The 16,938-nt window shown below is 67.4% G+C and carries 13 protein-coding genes and 1 pseudogene; 7 read left to right on the forward strand and 7 right to left on the reverse strand.

What is annotated here, in order from left to right; genetic code table 11:
* Positions 1-115: 115 nt before the first annotated feature.
* From OV287_RS08530 to OV287_RS08540, 3 genes are all read right to left on the reverse strand, one after another.
* Entirely contained in the window at positions 116-3,445 is a 3,330-nt protein-coding gene (locus tag OV287_RS08530; protein ID WP_267533493.1) for a zinc metalloprotease, read from the reverse strand.
* Positions 3,442-3,810 (reverse strand): hypothetical protein, encoded by a 369-nt coding sequence (locus tag OV287_RS08535; protein ID WP_267533494.1) that lies wholly within the window; start codon positions 3,808-3,810, stop codon positions 3,442-3,444. Before OV287_RS08535 ends, OV287_RS08530 begins: the two co-directional genes overlap by 4 nt.
* Positions 3,811-4,079: 269 nt before the next feature.
* Positions 4,080-5,540: a tetratricopeptide repeat protein gene (locus OV287_RS08540; RefSeq protein ID WP_267533495.1), complete on the reverse strand. Its 1,461-nt coding sequence runs from the start codon at positions 5,538-5,540 to the stop codon at positions 4,080-4,082.
* Between the two features lie 244 nt (positions 5,541-5,784).
* On the opposite strand from OV287_RS08540, the gene OV287_RS08545 reads away from it, so the two are divergent.
* From OV287_RS08545 to OV287_RS08555, 3 genes are all read left to right on the forward strand, one after another.
* The gene (locus OV287_RS08545; RefSeq protein ID WP_267533496.1) at positions 5,785-6,189 is read left to right on the forward strand and encodes a hypothetical protein; all 405 of its coding nucleotides are present in this window, start codon (positions 5,785-5,787) and stop codon (positions 6,187-6,189) included.
* Positions 6,186-7,910: a hydroxysqualene dehydroxylase gene (locus tag OV287_RS08550; RefSeq protein WP_267533497.1), complete on the forward strand. Its 1,725-nt coding sequence runs from the start codon at positions 6,186-6,188 to the stop codon at positions 7,908-7,910. The genes OV287_RS08545 and OV287_RS08550 overlap by 4 nt, the downstream gene beginning before the upstream one ends.
* 214 nt (positions 7,911-8,124) lie before the next feature.
* A complete protein-coding gene (locus OV287_RS08555; protein WP_267533498.1) occupies positions 8,125-8,754 on the forward strand; it encodes a GNAT family N-acetyltransferase in 630 nt (209 codons plus the stop codon).
* 11 nt (positions 8,755-8,765) lie between these two features.
* Here the strand turns inward: OV287_RS08555 and OV287_RS08560 are convergent, their stop codons facing one another.
* Positions 8,766-10,064 (reverse strand): hypothetical protein, encoded by a 1,299-nt coding sequence (locus OV287_RS08560; protein WP_267533499.1) that lies wholly within the window; start codon positions 10,062-10,064, stop codon positions 8,766-8,768.
* A 186-nt stretch (positions 10,065-10,250) separates the two neighbouring features.
* Here OV287_RS08560 and OV287_RS08565 point away from each other — a divergent pair, with 186 nt between their 5' ends.
* Positions 10,251-10,529, forward strand: a complete 279-nt coding sequence (locus OV287_RS08565) for a hypothetical protein (protein ID WP_267533500.1) — start codon at positions 10,251-10,253, stop codon at positions 10,527-10,529.
* A gap of 275 nt (positions 10,530-10,804) precedes the next feature.
* The gene (locus tag OV287_RS08570; protein WP_267533501.1) at positions 10,805-12,406 is read left to right on the forward strand and encodes a GMC family oxidoreductase; all 1,602 of its coding nucleotides are present in this window, start codon (positions 10,805-10,807) and stop codon (positions 12,404-12,406) included.
* Between the two features lie 89 nt (positions 12,407-12,495).
* Here OV287_RS08570 and OV287_RS08575 read toward each other — a convergent pair whose 3' ends face one another.
* Positions 12,496-13,353, reverse strand: coding sequence for a serine protease (locus tag OV287_RS08575; RefSeq protein ID WP_267533502.1), 858 nt, complete (start codon positions 13,351-13,353; stop codon positions 12,496-12,498).
* A 240-nt stretch (positions 13,354-13,593) separates the two neighbouring features.
* Here OV287_RS08575 and OV287_RS08580 point away from each other — a divergent pair.
* Both OV287_RS08580 and OV287_RS08585 read left to right on the forward strand, forming a co-directional pair.
* Positions 13,594-13,773, forward strand: a pseudogene (locus tag OV287_RS08580) (carotenoid oxygenase family protein); the annotation flags it as partial.
* A gap of 183 nt (positions 13,774-13,956) precedes the next feature.
* On the forward strand, positions 13,957-15,642 hold the full coding sequence (locus OV287_RS08585; RefSeq protein WP_267533503.1) for a hypothetical protein: 1,686 nt from the start codon (positions 13,957-13,959) through the stop codon (positions 15,640-15,642).
* Between the two features lie 114 nt (positions 15,643-15,756).
* Here the strand turns inward: OV287_RS08585 and OV287_RS08590 are convergent, their stop codons facing one another.
* Both OV287_RS08590 and OV287_RS08595 read right to left on the reverse strand, forming a co-directional pair.
* The gene (locus tag OV287_RS08590; protein ID WP_267533504.1) at positions 15,757-16,455 is read right to left on the reverse strand and encodes a hypothetical protein; all 699 of its coding nucleotides are present in this window, start codon (positions 16,453-16,455) and stop codon (positions 15,757-15,759) included.
* A gap of 208 nt (positions 16,456-16,663) precedes the next feature.
* Complete coding sequence (locus OV287_RS08595) at positions 16,664-16,843, reverse strand: hypothetical protein (RefSeq protein ID WP_267533505.1); 180 nt, start codon at positions 16,841-16,843, stop codon at positions 16,664-16,666.
* Positions 16,844-16,938: the final 95 nt, after the last annotated feature.

Below are 16,938 nucleotides of genomic sequence, written 5' to 3' on the forward strand. Positions count from 1 at the left end.
GTCCTCTCTGCCGAGGACGTGCGTGCCTTCGTCCGTCATCCGACGGATGGGCTCTTTGGGTTTCCAATCACGCATCGCTTCTACCGTAGGCCCCGACCCGGAGCATCCCCGGGTCTCAGTTGCGCTGCGGGAAGAGGGGCCGGCTGAAGCCGGGAGCGCCCCACTCAATGAGGGTGATCTCGCCCGAGCCGTTCTGCATCGTCCTGGCATGGGCCCGGAAGATGCCGTCCTTGTCGAACAGGACTGGCTCGGCATGCGGGAACTGCACCGCGGCATCCATGAAGCACAGCCGCACGGAGTCTGGGTTCAGCGAGAGGGAGGCCCACTTCTCGTAGAAGAATTTCGCGAAGTGCAGGGCTTGGGCAGTCTCGTAGCGGCTGCGGAAGGCAATCACGTACCGTGTCCCGGCATCGATGAACAGCCGGGCCATCGCGCTGTTCCACCCGAGCAGGCATGAGCTGAAGAACGCGAGGACGCGCGGCACGGGGACATCCTTCTGGGTGAGGTACTTCTGGAGGGTCTCGAACGTGAGCTCGACGTCCTTCGACGAGTCGTCCAGCTCGACCGTCCATTGGATGACGCCGCGCATGGGGTGGCTGTCGTCCTCGGGATGGATGAGCTTCCGGGCGGCCCATTTCTCCATCTCGTTCTTGTCGCGGAGGTGCGTCACCTCCTCGTCGGAGAAGGAGGCGGTCAGCAACTCCCGGAACCTGTTCCGGGCGCGCACGCGCGAGCCCAGGGTCTTCTCGTAGGCGGCGTGAGCCCCTTGGATGAGCGTCTGGACCACTTCGTCCGGCAGTGGCTTCTGCGGGTGGGACCGGATGCCTGCCACGACCTTCTTGAGCTTGGAGTCGCTGTCGAAGATGGCACCGTGCTCCAGACAGAAGGCACGCATGAGCTGCTCGTCGGCGAGGCAGCAGTACGGGTAGCGCGGCGTCGCCAGGTCCATGGAAGGGGCCCGCCATCCATGGCGGCTGCAACGCACGTTGCCGTGGGAGACGTGGTGGAAGATGTCGCAGTCGAGCATCCTCAACCAGTTGTAGACGACCGGGTTCCTGTCGAACGCCAGGACCTTGAAGGGAGCGCGGGAGGCGCTCGTCACCGCGTTGCGCACGGTAGCGAGCTCCGTGGTGGCCATGAGGCCGGGGTCGGCCGCATCGTAGGTGAACACCGTCGTGAGCGTGTCGGCCGCTTCGCTCTCCTGGAAGTCCGGGTGGAGGATGTTCCAGCCCCGGAGCTTGAGGTTGCACTTGCCGCAGAAGTGCGGCGCATAGTTCTCAGGTTTCTGGTGGCTCGGCCCCTCGGTCTTCGTGTAGCTCATGACGCAGTTGTGATCGAGCGGGTCATGGTCCTGCCGGGAACGGTTGCTGTCGGGGGCATTCTCGTGGTGGCGCAGCCAGAAGCAGTGGCCCGCCTCATGCGAGAAGATGTAGTAGGGCGCACCGGGCACCGACTGATCGATGATGCCGGTCAGGTCCCCGTTGCCCGAGGAGAGGGTGGGCACCTGGCCCAACACCGTCTCGCAGATCTCCCGTACCCGCTGGCTCTGGCTGTACTCGATGAAGAGGAGCCCGCCGGATGGGTGGCCGACGCGCACCTGGGACGCGACCAGCTCCGAGAGGAACTCCGCAGCCGAGGGATGGACCGTAGTTCCCTCACCGGTATTCACTCGCAGCTCGGAGAACATCCGGTCCACGAAGAAGCTGATCTGCATCTTGCCGATATCATCGTATTGCGGCGAGAGCAGGTGGATGGGATTCGGCCGCACGTTCTGCGTGTCGATCAAGGGCTCCAGGTCGGAGATTTTCGCGCCGAGCGTCCGAAGGTGCGTCATCCATTGCTGGTACTGCGCGTCGCCGAGCACCGTGTCGAGCGCGGGGTAGGTGGTGGCGCCGAAGTCCAGTTCGACGAAGGCGTGCGCGTACTCCTCCTTGCACTTCTGTGCGAGCGGCCCGAGCTGGCGCGTGGGCCACCCCACGATGGCGACCACCGCGGTGCGTCGCCAGACCTCGAGGGTCGCGGTCTCCGCCCGGAGGGTGCCGTTGGCCTGCTGGAGCGCGACCGCGCGGGAACCGGTGAAGTGCAGCTCGGCGCTGAGACGGTAGCGGTCGCCCGCGATGATGGATGGGTGGAAGTAGAGGCCAGCGCGGCCCACGCGCTCCGCGTAGGTGGAGTCGGTATTGGCGTGGACGTAGACCGAGGCATTCGTGTCATCCGCCTGGGCCGGCTCGTAGGGCGCGTAGGGCTGGGCCTCGCGCCAGAACGGGTTGCGGTGGTTGTTCTGCGGGGTGCGGATGCCACCGTACTTGTCCAGGCAGTTGGTGCCGCCCTGACCGTTGTCCACGAGCTGCCTGTACACACGTTGGATGTAGGAGCGCGTGTGGCTCGACACGGATGCATCGAGCGGCAGCAGGCTCGTGTCCTCCGGTGGCTCGGTGGCGCGCCAGTCGACGCGGACGGGGCCGACGGCGCGGGGGGCGGAGATGCGGGAGTCATTCCGGGCCTTCAGGTAGATGACCGCCTCCAGCGGGATGAGCGGACGGTTCAGCCGCTGCGCCTCCTGGGCCGGCTTGCTCGTGGGGTGCTGCTTGTCGTACTGCAGGTTGAACTCGTCGCGGTTGTTGGCGAGGTCGACCTCGAAGCCGATGGCTTCGACATAGACGCGCAGCGGCTGGGCGTCAGAGGTTGGGAGGACCGCACCGGCCTCCACGGGAGCGCCCTGGTGGGTGACGAGTGTCGGCCGTTGCGTGTTCGCCACCTGCGTCAGGGCCTGGGCGTAGTCCGGGTTGGCGAGATTGTCGCGGGTGCGCAGCGTGCCGTGGTTGCTCCGGAAGCGCTCCTTGGCCCGGTGGAGCAGGGTCGCGTCGTGGGCGGCCCGGGCGGGGGGGCCGGCGTAGTAGCCCAACTCGTTGAGCTGGTGGCAGAGCGCCTCGTCCGAGTTCGGCGGGAATGTCTGGCCCGTGGCGAGCCAGGGGCCCCGGACGATCTCGACGGAGTGGTAGAGCACCGACACCTGGACGACGCTGGTGGGCTCGGGTTGTCGCGGTTGCTGCGGCTCGGTGAGCCCCGAGAGCTCGGGGCGGGGGCAGTGGGTCTGCTCGTTTGGCGGCTCCTGGGAGTCCGAGAGGTCGCTCGGGCGCTCCTGTGGGATGGGCGCATCCTCGAGGTCCGCCAGGAGGCGGAGTGTGTATGGGGAGCGGAGCGGCGTCGCGAACGGCTCGGCGGCCAGGTCCACACCCTGGTTGAGGCTGCCGTCCCAGCGAATGACAGGCAGGCCACTGGTGCAGTCATGGCGCTGCTCGAAGAGCAACGTGTCATCCGCGTCCCGCACCTCGAGGGTCAACGCCAGGAAACGGCCCCGCGCCGGCGGGTCATAGTCGAGAGCCACGTCCTCCACCGAGGGCGCGAAGTGCGCGTGGGCACATCGGAGCGGGATGTACGTCATCGGGTCTCCGTCTCGTCTCGCCCGCCTGCTTCAGGATGGCGCATCAGGACGTGGAAGTAGTGATAGTCGAGCCGATCCAGCTTCCGTCGGCCATCCAGGTCGTTCCGGGCGAGGATGTCACGGGCCCAGGCGAAGCGGGGGTCGGTCTCGAATCCGCTGCCCAGTCGGAGGTGGTGGAGCACGAAGCGGCAGAGGTCCCACTCGGTGGTGATGCCATGTCCGGCGGCCCGGGCCAGTCCGGCCTCCGCGACCGCACGCAGGGCGGCGTCGTCCAGCGACCGGGTTTGCGCGGGAGCGAGGCGCCGGAGGTGGGGCATCAGGCGATCGGTGAATCGCCGCTGCATCGCCGCGCACAATGCGGCCATCTGTTGGCTGCGGATGATGAGCATCGGAGGGGGATGCCATGAAACCCATTCTCCGGCGGGCTCGCAAGCCGATGAGCCCGTGGGAGGGCGGCCTGGGCAGGCCAGCGCGAACGTCCTGAGTAGCAGCCCGGCCTGGTCCAGTCGTGGTGTGCGCTCCTTTTTCAGCTCTTCCAGCGTCGCTGCAAAGGACGGGCTCTCCTCCTCCGGCTCCGGCCTCGCCCCTGCTTGGTTGAGATTCTGAATCTTGAAGAACCGAGTGGCATGGCAGGCTACGCGGGCGGCAGCCGGGACTGGGCGAACCGGGCCGCATCCGTGCCCGGGTATCGGCCCACCACGTGCCGGTAGAGCTTCTGCGCGCTTGCCGCGTCCCCGAGCCGCTCTCCGTACAGCCGCGCGAGGATCACGCACGACTTCGGCGCGAGCGGATCCTCCGGGCTGTGCTGGGCCACCTGCTTCAGGGCCCGCACGGCCAGGGTGTAATCGCCCACCGTCGCCGCCTTCTGGCCCATTGCGAGGTGACAGGCGGCGGGCAGCGGCGGCAGGCGCTCGGGCAGTTGCCGGTAGAGCGCGAGGGCTTCGTCCAGCGCGTTCGCCTCCACCGCGCGCACCAGCCGGGCCTCCAGGGGCTCTGGCGCGGCTACGGGGGCGGGCTCTGGCTCCAGCTCGATGAAGCGCTGGCGGGGCGCGGGCTGCGCGGCGGGGGCGGACGCGGGCTCTATCTCGGTGAAGCGCTGGAGCTCCGGACGGTGCGTCTCCCGCTGCTGGGGGGCGGGCACCTTCGCGGCGCGCTTCTTCCCCCGAGGCTTCACGCCGGGCAGCGCCGGCTCGTAGAACTCCGAGTCCACCCCGTAACCCACCCGGTCCCCGTACGCGTACAGCAGCAGCCCGATCAGGCGCGCCATCACGAACGGAGCGAACAGGGAGATGGCCTCGGCGACCAGCGGCGCCATGAGGGGGATGGGCAGCGAGGAGACCCAGGCGGCCACCATCATCACCAGCGCGTGCACGAGGGCGAGCGGCACCATCCAGGCCACGACCATCAGGTAGGGACGGCCCAGCTTCACGCTGATGCCCACGACCTTGATGGGGTTGAGCAGGGACAGCTTGCTCTCACCGGTGGCCGCGAACAGCAGGGCCATGGGTGCGTAGAGCAGGGTGACGAGCACCATCAGCCCGAACAGCGGGAGCGGTCTGTGCGTCTCGTCGAAGTGCCACAGGAAGAGCGCCCCTGGGACCCAGATCAGCGCGGTGGCCACCACGCCGCGGATGGCGGGGTCCACCAGGTCGTCATGGATGCTCTGGAAGTCGGGCGCGGTGAAATGCTGGGCGCCCATCGAGGTGCTGCGGACGATCCAGAAGAGCGAGCCCCAGAAGCTGCCCAACCACGCCGCGAGGGCCACGAGCCCGGGCAGCAGGGGAGCGTATTGGAACACCCATCGGGAGAACGCAACCACCGCGCCCACCGCGACCAGGGCGAACAGCCCCGAGGGCCGCAGGGGATAGAGCCATGCCCCCAGCAGCCGCTTGCCGAAGGGCGCTTGCGAGCGGTGCACCTTCAGCACCTCCGCCGCTCCACCACAGCGCCCGCAGGAGAGCAGCTCGGTGTTGCTGGATTCCTGCAACTCGAGGACGGTGCAGCCGGGGCACAGGTTTGCCTTGCACGCCGGGCAGAACCAGCCGGCGGCGGCACTGGGATGGAATTGGCAGTGGGGGAGCGCTGAGTCGGACATGAAGGGGCTCGGCGAGAGGCCGCGCACTCTACAGGTCGAGGCGAGAGGGGCGTGGGAACATTCGTTGGAGCCGTGGTTGTGATGACACGCTCCGTGACTGTCGGGACCGCGCATCCGCACTTTGAGAGTGCGGACAGTCCCTGGCGGTCCTCCTTGCGGACGAAAGAAGGACCATTTCCACCACCACGCCCATGTGGGCACGGAGAAGGATCCGACCTCCTGGCTGACGGAATGCCGTTCTCCAGTGACCGGCTTCCTGCTGAGCCTCATCGAGGCCGAGGTGGCCTGGCTCTTCCACCTCCGCCGGCATGGCGCCTCGCGCGACTTCGTGCTCGCCACCTTGCGTCACCTGGTCATGACAGGAGTGCTGATCGCCCTCACGGGGCGGTTCGCCGTGTACTGGTTCGCGCTCACCCGTCTCGGCAACACCCTGGCCTGGTACGTCTTCGATTACTGGCTGCACCAGCCGCGCTTCTTCGGCCGGGGGCAGTACCTGCCGTTGCGCGGGCCCATCCGCCTCGTCTGGGGGGCACTCTTCAGCTTCGACAACGTCCATGCGGTGGAGCACCACTCCCTGCACCACCGCTATGCCTTCGTGCCGGCCGGGAAGCTGCCAGCCCTGGCCGCCTTCCTCCAGAGCCAGCCATGAGACAGCGCAAGGGTCCTTCCTCTCGGCGCCCCAGAGTCGCCGTCCTCGGGGGCGGTATCGCCGGACTGACCGCCGCCCATGAGCTCATCGAGCGGGGCTTCGACGTCGACGTCCTGGAGGCGCGTCATCTCTTCGGGGGCAAGGCGCGAAGCATGGGCGTGCCCGGCACGGACCGGGAGGGCCGCGATGCACTGCCGGGCGAGCACGGCTTCCGTTTCTTCCCCGGCTTCTACCGCCACCTCGACGACACCCTGGCGCGCATCCCCTTCGGCCGCAACCGGCGCGGCGTGCTGGACAACCTCGTCGACGTGCCGCAGACCGAGCTGTTCTGCCACGAGGGGCCCTCGCGCATCCTGCTGAGCCGCTTCCCCAAGGCCCTGTCGGATGTCCCCGCGCTGGTGGCCTCGCTGGGCTTCTTCGACGACATCCCCCCTCGCGAGCTGCTGTTCTTCTTCAAGCGGCTGCTGCTGTTGCTGACGAGCTGCCACGGCCGCCGCCTGGAGCAGTACGAGCGGCTCTCATGGTGGGACTTCATCCGTGCCCAGGAGCACTCCGAGGTGTACCGCCAGCGCTTCGCGCACGGGCTCACCCAGGTGCTGGTGGCCATGAGCCCTCGGGACGGAAGCGCGCGGACCGTGGGCAACACGCTTGCCCAGCTCTATGCCGGCATCCTGCTCCCGGGAGGTGTGACGGACCGCGTGCTGAACGGGCCCACCAACGAGCGGTGGATCGATCCCTGGGTGGCGTACCTGAAGGCGTGCGGCGTGCGCTTCCTGCCGGGCACCCGCGTGGGTCGCATCCACTGTGCCCAGGGGCGCATCACCCATGTCTCCGTGGAAGGAGCCTCGAGCCGATGGGACGTGGTGGCGGACCACTACGTCGCGGCACTGCCGGTACACGTCCTGGGGCAGCACCTCACCCCCGCGCTGCTGGCGGCGGACCCCTCGCTGGAGGGCATCCAGCGCTTGCGCACGGAGTGGATGGTGGGCATCCAGTTCTACCTGCGCCACGAGGTGGACGTGGGCTCCGGCCACTCCATGTACCCGGACAGCCCCTGGGCGCTCACGGCCATCTCCCAGGGGCCGTACTGGGAGCGGGCGCCCTCGAGCTATGGCGACGGAGGCGTGAAGACCCTCCTGTCCGTGGACGTGTCCGACTGGAACACGCCCGGCCTGCTGACCGGGCGTCCCGCGCGGCTGGCGCGCTCGAAGGAGGAGATCCGGGACGAGGTGTGGGCCCAGCTCAAGGCCAGTCTCAATCGCCCCGGCCGTACGGTCCTCCGGGATGAAGACGTCGTCGGCTGGCACCTCGATCCAGGCATCGTCCAGGGTGAGGACGGCACCTTCACCAACGAGGAGCCGCTGATGGTGAACACCCGCGGCTCATGGTTCTCCCGGCCCGAGGCCACCACGCGGATCGCCAACCTCTTCCTGGCGGGAGACTTCGTGCGCACGCACACGGACCTCGTCACCATGGAGGGAGCCAATGAGGCGGCACGGCGCGCGGTGAACGGCATCCTGGCCGTGGCGGGTGTGCGCACCGCGCCCTGCAAGGTGTTGGCTCTCGCCGAGCCGCCTGTGTTCGCTCCTCTGCGCGGCCTCGATCAGCTCCGCTTCACCCTGGGGCAACCGCACGTCTGGGACACGCCCCAGGCCATTCCGGACTCCCTGCTCGAGCAGCTCCCGTTGCCCGTACGCGAGCTCCTCCGCCAGGCCTCCTGAAAGTGTCAATCCGCTCACGTACGCCAAGAGCCGCCTGCTGCCTGCACACCTCAAGCTCCCTGCTCTGGACAGGAGCAATGCGAGGGCCGACGCCAACCCCGCGAAAGCACTCGGGCGCCCGGGGTCTCCCGTCCCCACTTCCCCCGCCGGGGAGTCCACGCACCGGGGACTCCAGATCCCACCCCGGGACAGGGCTCCGGTAGGGTCTCGGGCCATGGCCCCCTCTCCCGCCTATCTCATCCGCACCGAGCGCCTCGTGCTGCGCTGCTACTCACCCGAGCTGGCGCCCCTGCGTCAGGCGGCCGTCGCGGCCACCCGGGAGGCCCTCCTGCCGTGGTTCACCTGGGCCAAGGACGAGCCCCGTCCCGTGGCGGAGCACCTCCAGCTCGTGCGCCAGCTACGGGGCAAGTTCGATCTGGATCAAAACCGCATCCACGCGGTGCTCGATGGGGAGCAGCGGGAGTTGGTGGGTGAGTTGGCGCTGCTGGCGCGGGGGGAAGAGAGGGCACGGGAGCTGGGGTACTGGGTGCACTCGCGGCACACGGGGAAGGGCGTGGCCACCGAGATGGTCTCGGCGCTGGTGCGGGTGGGCTTCGAGTTGGATGGGCTCGAGCGCATGGACATCCAGGTGGCGGTGGGCAACGAGGCCAGTGCCGCGGTGGCACGCAGGCTGGGCTTCGCGCTGGAGGGGACACTGCGGCAGCGGGCTCGCGGGGACGGAGGCCCCGCGGAGGACACGTGGTACTTCTCCCTGCTGGCGAGCGAGTACCCCAAGAGCCCCGCCGCCCGCGTGCCCGTGAAGGCCTACGACTTCGGGGGCGTGCTCCTGCCCGGTCTGGTCTAACGTCGCCGGCTTCAGCGCAACCAACCAATGAAGCCCTGCAGGGGACGGCCCAGTTGGGACACAGGAGCATCCACCCGGACACTGGCGGCGATCAGCTCCTCCAGGGACGTGCTGGCCTCGAAGCGTGAGCGCTCGGCCACGAGGAGTGACTCGAAGGAGTGGAGCGCACACCCGTCCCTGTCCTGCGGGTGGCGCGCGACCACGGCCATCAGCACGTACGCATCGTCGGGGGAGAGCTCGAGCACCAGCAGCCAGGGGTGCTCCGTGCGCCGCTCCACCCGGGGCGAGCTCCCGCCCACCTCCAGGCGGTAGAGCACGGGCGGTGGCGTCCGGAAGATACACTCGGCTCCGCGGTAGGTGGTGATGTAGGCCACCGGCTGCCCATGCATCCAGGCCACGCGCTGCACGAGGAAGGAGCTGAAGTCCTGGGGAACCACCAGCTCCTGGCCATCCCACAGGGGGGGCCCGAGCTTGTCTCCCCAGCGAAGCATGGAGGGAAGCAGGAGCAGATGCTGGCCATCCGGGGACAGGGAACCCTGCGCGGGAAGGGCCCGCGTGCTCTCCCCGGAGCCTAGCCGCAGGGTGACGAAGTCACCGACCCCCCAGGGCGTGAACTCAGGTGGAGACGGAGTCTCGCGCTCGAAAGTGAAGTAGAACTCCCCCCGCTCCACGGACCAGCCCCGGGGTTCAAATGACGACCCGCGCTCCGGCCACTGGAACAAGGTCTCCCGGCGGCCGGAGGCGAGCTCCACGGCGTCGACGATGGCCAGGGGATGGCGTGTCCGGGAGCGGGGCTTCTTCTCATAGGAATACAGCACGTACGCCACCCGGCTTCCATCCGAGGACCAGAGGATGGGCCCGGCACGGATGACTCCCTCGGGGGGGAGGTGTTCGCGCAGGTCCACGAGCAGGTGGCGGCCCGAGCCGTCGGCGTTCACGACCCAGAGCAGACTCCATCCCCCGATGGTGTTGGCGTCTGGGTTTTCGGCGGTCTCGACATAGGCCACCTGGCGCCCATCTGGAGAGATGGCCACACCCGTCCATCCCAGCTCATGCCCGCCGAGCATCTCGGAGACCACCCGGCCTGACCGGGTCAACGCGTAGCCTGCGTCTCCCAAGGGCGTGCGGACCCACAGGTTCGACTGATGCAGTTGCAGGAGCCACGGCCCCGTCCCCATCCGGCCAGGGGTGGGCGCGGGCTCCGGCACGACGGCCTCCCTCGTCTGACGAGGACCCCTGCACCCAAGGAAGAGGAGCAGCAAGGCCAGGACGGCCATGGACTCCGCACGGTTGAGACGCTTGCGTTCCATCTGCTTCCTCCAAGGCCCCTGGTGCGAGGCGTTCGGTGCCGCGCCCGGGCAGACGCTCTACCTCGCCCCCGAGCAGCGCGTGCGCATCTGGTAGAACAGGGCAGGGGAGGCTGGGATGGGCAGGCCGCCGGGCAACGGCCCATCCCGAACCACGGTGCTCCCGGCCCCCACGAACTGGAGACAATAATGCCTCGTCTGCTGTTGAGCCTTCTTCTGGTGTCCACGGTGTCGTTCGCGCAGGAGGGAATCATCGTCGAACAGACGGTGGAGACCCGCGTGGGCAAGCTCCAGGTCCAGAGCGGAGAGGAGAGCAGCGACCGCGAGCTTTTCCTCGAGGGCAAGCGCATCTACAAGAACGAAGGCAAGCACCTGGGCGTCGTGAAGGTGTTCCACACGCGCAACGGCGAGGTGGTGCTGCTGCGGGAGAACTTCGGCGGCTCGGGGTATCAGATCGTGGAGAAGTGAGCCTGCCCCGGTTTGTGGCTCTTCGCGGTCTGTGTGAGCGACTTGCTCACGCGGCGAGCAGGACGCGACGGTGCAGCAAGTCGAAGCTGGCGCGGCCGTACATCTGGCGCTTGCTGAGTTTGAGCTTGCTACTCCACGCCGGTGAGTGAAGAACAGTGGCACCGCCTCACACCCGGGTAGTGGTGCACTGTCGTGGCGGTGCTCTTCCTGGCTCTCCGACTCCACTCTCTCAGAAAGGTAGAACTCCCATGAGTAGGAACATGAAGTCCCCCGACATGAAAGGGCTTCTCCAGACGGCGGCGGCCGGCCGGTACTCCCGGCGCGACCTGCTGAAGCTGCTGGGTCTTTCGGGCGCGGCGCTCGCGATGCCCACGCTCATCGGCTGCTCGGACTCCACCGAGTACGACTACATCATCATCGGTGCCGGCTCCTCGGGCTGTACCCTGGCCGCCCGGCTCCTCACCGACTCGGACGCGCGCGTCCTGCTCATCGAGGCGGGAGGCACGAACGACCGCGAGGAGATCCGGGACTTCACCCAGTCCTACCGGCTGACCCAGCCGGGCGCCGAGACCGACTGGGCCTTCAAGTCCGAGCCGCAAGCGGCGTTGAAGGGCAAGACCCAGTCCTACTCCTGCGGCCGGGTGCTCGGCGGCAGCAGCGCCATCAACGGCATGGTCTGGGTTCTCGGCAACCGGGCCGACTACGACGGGTGGGCCGCGGCCGGGTGCTCCGGCTGGGACTTCGCCAGCGTCCAGCCCTCCTTCCAGGCCCTGAGCGGGCCCATCCGCCCCTCGAACGCACTGACCTCTCGTCACTCGTTGTCCCAGGCCATCGTCCAGGCCGCCGTCAACCTCGGCTACCCCTTCAACGAGGACTACAACGGCGACAACCAGCTCGGCGCTACCTATAGCCAGCTCAACGTGGTGGAGGGCATCCGCCAGGACGCCTTCTCCGCCTTCGTCTCGCAGCACCTGGCCAACCCCCGGCTCACGCTCATGATGAATGCCTGGGTGAAGCGCCTCTCCTTCGATGGCTCGAAGAAGCTCGACCGCGTCATCATCGACCAACAGGGCGGGGAGATGTCCGTGCGGGCCAGGCGCGAGGTCATTGTCTGCACCGGCACCATCCAGACGCCCCAGCTCCTGATGCTCTCGGGCATCGGCGCTTCGGCGGAGCTCGGGGCCCACGGCATTCCCGTGGTGGCCAACGTGCCGGGCGTGGGGAAGAACCTGCATGACCACCTGGTCTCGGTGGCGGTGCGGAAGCTGCGCCAGCCCGAGCCCGCCGCCCACACCACCACCATGGACGTGAACCTCTTCGCCGGCAACGGGCCCCGCCCGGGGTCCCCGAAGTTCCAGGTCCAGTCGTATTACATGCGCTACGGCTGGGGCTCCTATCCCTCCGAGGCACTCGCCCTGGGTCTCATCAACCTGCACCCGACGAGCCGCGGCACCGTGAAGCTGCGCTCGGCGGACTACCGGGACGCCCCCATCATCGATCCGAACTTCCTGAGCACGGACGAGGACATCGCCAACCAGCTCGAGGGCTACAAGCTCGTTCGCCAGCTCCTCGGGTCGCCGGGCCTGCGCGACGCGGTGGAGGACGTGGAGCACTCGCCGGGCCCCGGCATCGTCACCGACGAGCAACTGGTGGAGGCCCTCCGTCAGTATTCCGAGTCCGACTTCCACTCGGTGGGGACGTGCAAGATGGGCACGGATGAGCTGGCCGTGGTGGATCCGCAGCTGCGCGTGCGAGGTGTCCAGGGCCTGCGGCTGGCGAGCGCGGCGATCATGCCTATCATCACCTCGGGCAACACCAACGCGCCCGCGATGATGGTCGGCGACCGCTGCGGACGGCTCATTCTCGAGAAGGCCTGAGCCTCGCTTCTTGAAGTCTCGGCGCCAGGGTTACTCGCCGGGCGGAGCCACTTCGTCCCATGGCTCCGCCGGGCCCTCTCTCGAGCGCCCTACCTGACACTACTGAGAGATTTGATCTGCGTGCTGATCCAAGGAATGTAGTTGGAGACCCGGGTGTAGACGCCGGGCAAGCCCGCCCTCGCACAGCCAACGCCAAAGCTCGTGATTCCCTGGAGTACGTATTTGGAACCAGACTTCATGACCAGCGGCCCTCCGCTGTCACCCTGGCATGCGTCCTTGCCCCCTTGGGAGTACCCAGCCCCGAGCATCGCCAACGGGTCGATGAGGATCCCTTGACTCGCATACGCGCTGGCCAGAGCCCGAGAATTGACGGTGGGAACCCCCACTTGCATCAAGATGCTGGAAGTGTCGTATCCACCCTCCCTCGTCAGTCCCCACCCCGCGACCGTCGCTTCCGTGTTGTCTGGAACCATCTCCCCAGAGGCCGGGAGGCAAACGGGCAGGATCGCAGCTCCAGAACTGAGTTGAGGGCCAGGAGAGAGACTATTGGGGCGTGGCGCGACGGGGGTCTGGCCGCACCCCCCACCGCTGAACTTGATGGGCCTTTCGAGCTTGAGGACAGCGATATCGTTCATCGTCGTGTCCGGGTCGTAGGCCGGGTGATAGACCGAGCGCGCCACGCGGACAGAGGTCTGCCCGGATGATGGCTGATAAAAGTCATGGGCCCCTGCGACCGCATAGACGCCGGAAATACCATCCGCGACACAATGGGCAGCAGTGAGAATGATATCGCTCTCCTCCTTGGGGCCTACCCTCACAATGGAGGCACCACAGAAGTGACTTGCGCCTTGCTGCAGGCTGACAATCCACGGGAAGGAGTGGGGACGGGCCTCGATTCCTCCCACGATCTCCTGGTCCATGCGGCCCACCGCATCGGCCTCGTCCATGTCCATCTCCCCCCCGCCACACCCCAGAAGACTGACCGCGACGACCACTCCGCTCACGAAGCGCAAGGCGCCCTCCTGTTTCAAGTGACGCGGACATGAGCAAGCCGCATGCCACGTCCATGCGGAATGCTGTCGAGGAGATACACGCGTGTCTCCGCGTCACAGCGCGCTGTTGACACGTCATGACACGACAGCGGAGGGGGATGACGCGTCAACCGCCCTGACACAGGGGGGGAGCACTATGCCGCTGAGCCCGTCTTCGTCCCGCGTCCGGGCAGCCGGGCCGAGTACGACGCGACGCGCGACAGGACCTACATGGCCATCCTGGATGCGCGGTCACCCGAGGCCGGTCCCCGGGCGCGTGTCTGGTTTGAACATCCATTTCCCTTCACATTCCATGGCACGTGGATGCCCGCGTGACGCCCCTCTTCTCGCGGGATTCGATCTTTCCAGGATGACGGGTATCGCGCGAATCACATTGGTTCCGGAGGCTGATTGATGTATTAATGGCAGCGTATCGCTGCTGTAGGCAGACAGGCTTGTTCGGGTTGACCTTCAGGAGCCAGCGATATGCGAAGTGATTCGTTCAAAAGGGAAGGTTCCTTGAAAAAGAAGACGCTTAGCTCATGGCTGGGATTGACGGTGGGGCTGGTGGCTGGGGTTGTGCAAGCGGCGACCCCCGGCAACGCCCTGTTCGTGCTGGACAACCACACCTCCATGCAGGACTACCCCGAGTACCTCCCGGAGGCCTTCACGCCAGGGTATTACCCGACGCCCACGGATCCCGCCCCAGGAGATCTCGGAGGGGACGGGTCTGCGGGATACAATATCAATACAGGGTGCTCGGATCCTGCGCTGGTTGCCGCGATGAGCTGGTTCGACAAGGACAGCTCGGATCCCGCCCAGAATGGCTCCGTCGCCGTCGATGCGGACAGCGACCTGGGTTCGTCTTTCTTCGAACCCAATCAATTCTATCAATCCCGTGGACGGCGCCTGGGTTGGCAGACGGAGGAGTACCCCTACGCGGTCTCCGCCGACTTCCGCTCGCTGAACTCCTACGGTGACGCGTTCTCCGCCTGCTACACGGTTCCTAACTGGTCGTCCGACTACTTCTTCTCTCCCATCATCGACGAGTGCATGGCGTGTCTGGCCACCAAGGGCTGGTGGCGCGGCCCCATCGTGTCCGCCAAGACGGCGCCCGGGCTCAATGGTCCTTCCCAGGTGGTGGGCCAACCCCCCCTGCCCCCCGAGGCCTTCCGCAAGTGGGTCATCAGTGGCCGCGTGCTCAACGTGCGTCCTCCCAAGTTCGTGACGGCGCGCAAGGCCCTCAAGGACGTGCTCTCCGTGGTGACCGACAAGCGCCTGGGCGTGGCCACCCAGGGCCAGGATCAGGGGTGGTTCGATCCCCCCTCCCTCGTCAAGGGGATGAGCCCGGCGTGTGACAAGTCCTCGCCCACCATCGACGAGGTTGCGCTCAATCGGCCCGCGCTGAAGAGTGCCGTCAACAACATTCGTTTCAACAACCCGGATCGCAACCTGGGCGAGGCGCTGTTCGGCCTGGGGGCGTATTTCTCCTCGCAGGTGCAGGACGGGCGGTGGGCCAGCTGGTTCGCACAGCCCATCAACCCGGGCTGGGGTTGGCCGGGCTGCTGCGATGGGGGCACCACGGACAATCCCGACACAGGCCAGCCAGGTTCGACCTGGGCCGGCTCACCCGACGAGTGGCTGAAGGCGCCCTACTCGGACCCGGTGTACGGCAACCTGCCGGGCCAGCCCTGGGAGGGGACGGGCAACGACAAGTCCATCTGCTCCGGCGACCAGGCTACCTCGATCGTCGTGCTGACGGACGGCACGCCCCGCTACGAGGACAACTCGGTTCCCATCACCCGGATGATGAGCCTGCTCATCGCCCAGGGGGCGCGGCACCCGGATGGGACGCTGGTGCAGTTCAATCCCACGGGCTCACCCGTGGGGGGCATCAACTACTGCGGCGACGCGCCCAAGCTCCCTTCGGGGACCTACACCGCGGCGGACTGCGACTACACCAGCTACAACTGGCCCACGGGCCTGAGCGCGGGGAACAAGAACTTCATGGACGACGTGGCGTTCTTCCTGTCCCACTCGGACCTGCGGGGTGACACGACGGGCGACCAGACGGTCCGCACGTCCGTGGTCGGCTTCGGGGACCAGAGTCCCATGCTCTACAGCATCTCCAAGGCGGGCCAGGGCACGTTCACCCGCGCGGACACATTGACCGCGATCAAGACGGGCCTCCTGAACAGCCTGTAGTGATTCACCGGGGGCCCTCCGCCGCCGGGCGGGGGGTCCACGGTTGTCCCAGGCGCTCAGGCCACATTTCTCCTCAAGGGCCGCGCGACGGCGCCGAGCGCGCCTCGGTACGTTTCAGCAACCGCCGACGTTGTGCAACCTCCGCGACCGCTGATCCCAGAGCAGAAAGCGCCCATCCTTCTCGCAGCACCCGATATAGAGGACATCACAGTGGTGCTTCTGCGCCCAATTCACATCGACATCCTTGGGGGTCACCTCGGTGCAACCCAGCGTGCGATCCGCGGGCAACGGTCCGCGGTTGCTCGGCTGGCTGCCCGGAAATGATTGCCACTTCAGACCGGACGGACTGCTCAGACCCACCCGGACCTCGGCCGCATCGTCGTACCTGAACCGACGGAGCTCGTTCGAAAGCGTCTCCAATCGAGGGCCAGAAGGATTGGGTTCGGAGGTCAACCCCCGGGCGAGCTCCGACTGGGAGCTCAAGCCCGGTAGCGCATAGTCCACCGCGCCGTCGCAATTGAAGTCACCCTTGACTGCCTCCGGTCCTGTTGCGGATGGATCCAGGATACCGAGCGGGGTGAAGTCGGGGGCGGCCTTGCGGAGCGAGGCCTTCACGTCGGCGGGAAGCGCGGAGAGAAAACGCTCTTGTGCCTTCACGGCGTCTACCCACTGGGCCCGGGCCTCTTCCTCGGAGGCGAACCCGCTCGAGGCCCACCAGGGTTTCGCACTGGGGGCGACCGCCTCCAGAGGTGCCCCCGCATCGGCGAGCGCCGAGGGAGACGCTCCCCGGTCAGGGAGTGCCTTTGCATCCACGGCGGCTGGCGCCTCCGAAGACTTGCAATTGCTAGCCAGAGCGCCTGCCACCATCAGCCATGCGAGCGGGGTCGTGCGGAGGGGATGGCTGCGTCGATCTCGGATGGGCATGTCGCCCATCCTAAGTCATCAGGCGCGCCATGCCGAGGGCTCGTCGCCGAGGTCCCGCCCGGCCAGCGCGCGCAAGGCGAGCAGCGCCGCCTCGAGGTCAGAGCGCTGGCGCATGCCCACCATCTGCTTCAACACCTCCCCGGCCTCTCGCAGCGCCTGGGCCCGGAGTGAGCAGCTCGCGCATGAAGTCCTCGCTCGAGAAGTCCACCAGTCCGCCGGGCGTCACCCCGAAGGCCGCGAGGAGTGCCTCCTTCGGGTAGCGGCGCGAGCCAAGCACCTCCGCGCTCTCGAAGCGGTAGAGCTTCGGGGCCGAGGCCCCGGAGGGCGGCGGCGAGGCAGCGGGCGCCGATGGGGTGGGAGGCGGTGTTGCAC

The organism is Archangium lansingense, assembly GCF_026626635.1.
GTDB classification, from domain to species: domain Bacteria; phylum Myxococcota; class Myxococcia; order Myxococcales; family Myxococcaceae; genus Archangium; species Archangium lansingense.

Excerpts from the sequence above, each read along its gene's own strand:
- OV287_RS08535 (WP_267533494.1), bottom strand. The coding sequence starts at position 3,810 with ATGGCCGCATTGTGCGCGGCGATGCAGCGGCGATTCACCGATCGCCTG.
- OV287_RS08550 (WP_267533497.1), top strand. The coding sequence starts at position 6,186 with ATGAGACAGCGCAAGGGTCCTTCCTCTCGGCGCCCCAGAGTCGCCGTC.
- OV287_RS08575 (WP_267533502.1), bottom strand. The coding sequence starts at position 13,353 with ATGGACGAGGCCGATGCGGTGGGCCGCATGGACCAGGAGATCGTGGGA.
- OV287_RS08555 (WP_267533498.1), top strand. The coding sequence starts at position 8,125 with ATGGCCCCCTCTCCCGCCTATCTCATCCGCACCGAGCGCCTCGTGCTG.
- OV287_RS08565 (WP_267533500.1), top strand. The coding sequence starts at position 10,251 with ATGCCTCGTCTGCTGTTGAGCCTTCTTCTGGTGTCCACGGTGTCGTTC.
- OV287_RS08570 (WP_267533501.1), top strand. The coding sequence starts at position 10,805 with ATGAAAGGGCTTCTCCAGACGGCGGCGGCCGGCCGGTACTCCCGGCGC.
- OV287_RS08560 (WP_267533499.1), bottom strand. The coding sequence starts at position 10,064 with ATGGAACGCAAGCGTCTCAACCGTGCGGAGTCCATGGCCGTCCTGGCC.
- OV287_RS08530 (WP_267533493.1), bottom strand. The coding sequence starts at position 3,445 with ATGACGTACATCCCGCTCCGATGTGCCCACGCGCACTTCGCGCCCTCG.
- OV287_RS08540 (WP_267533495.1), bottom strand. The coding sequence starts at position 5,540 with ATGTCCGACTCAGCGCTCCCCCACTGCCAATTCCATCCCAGTGCCGCC.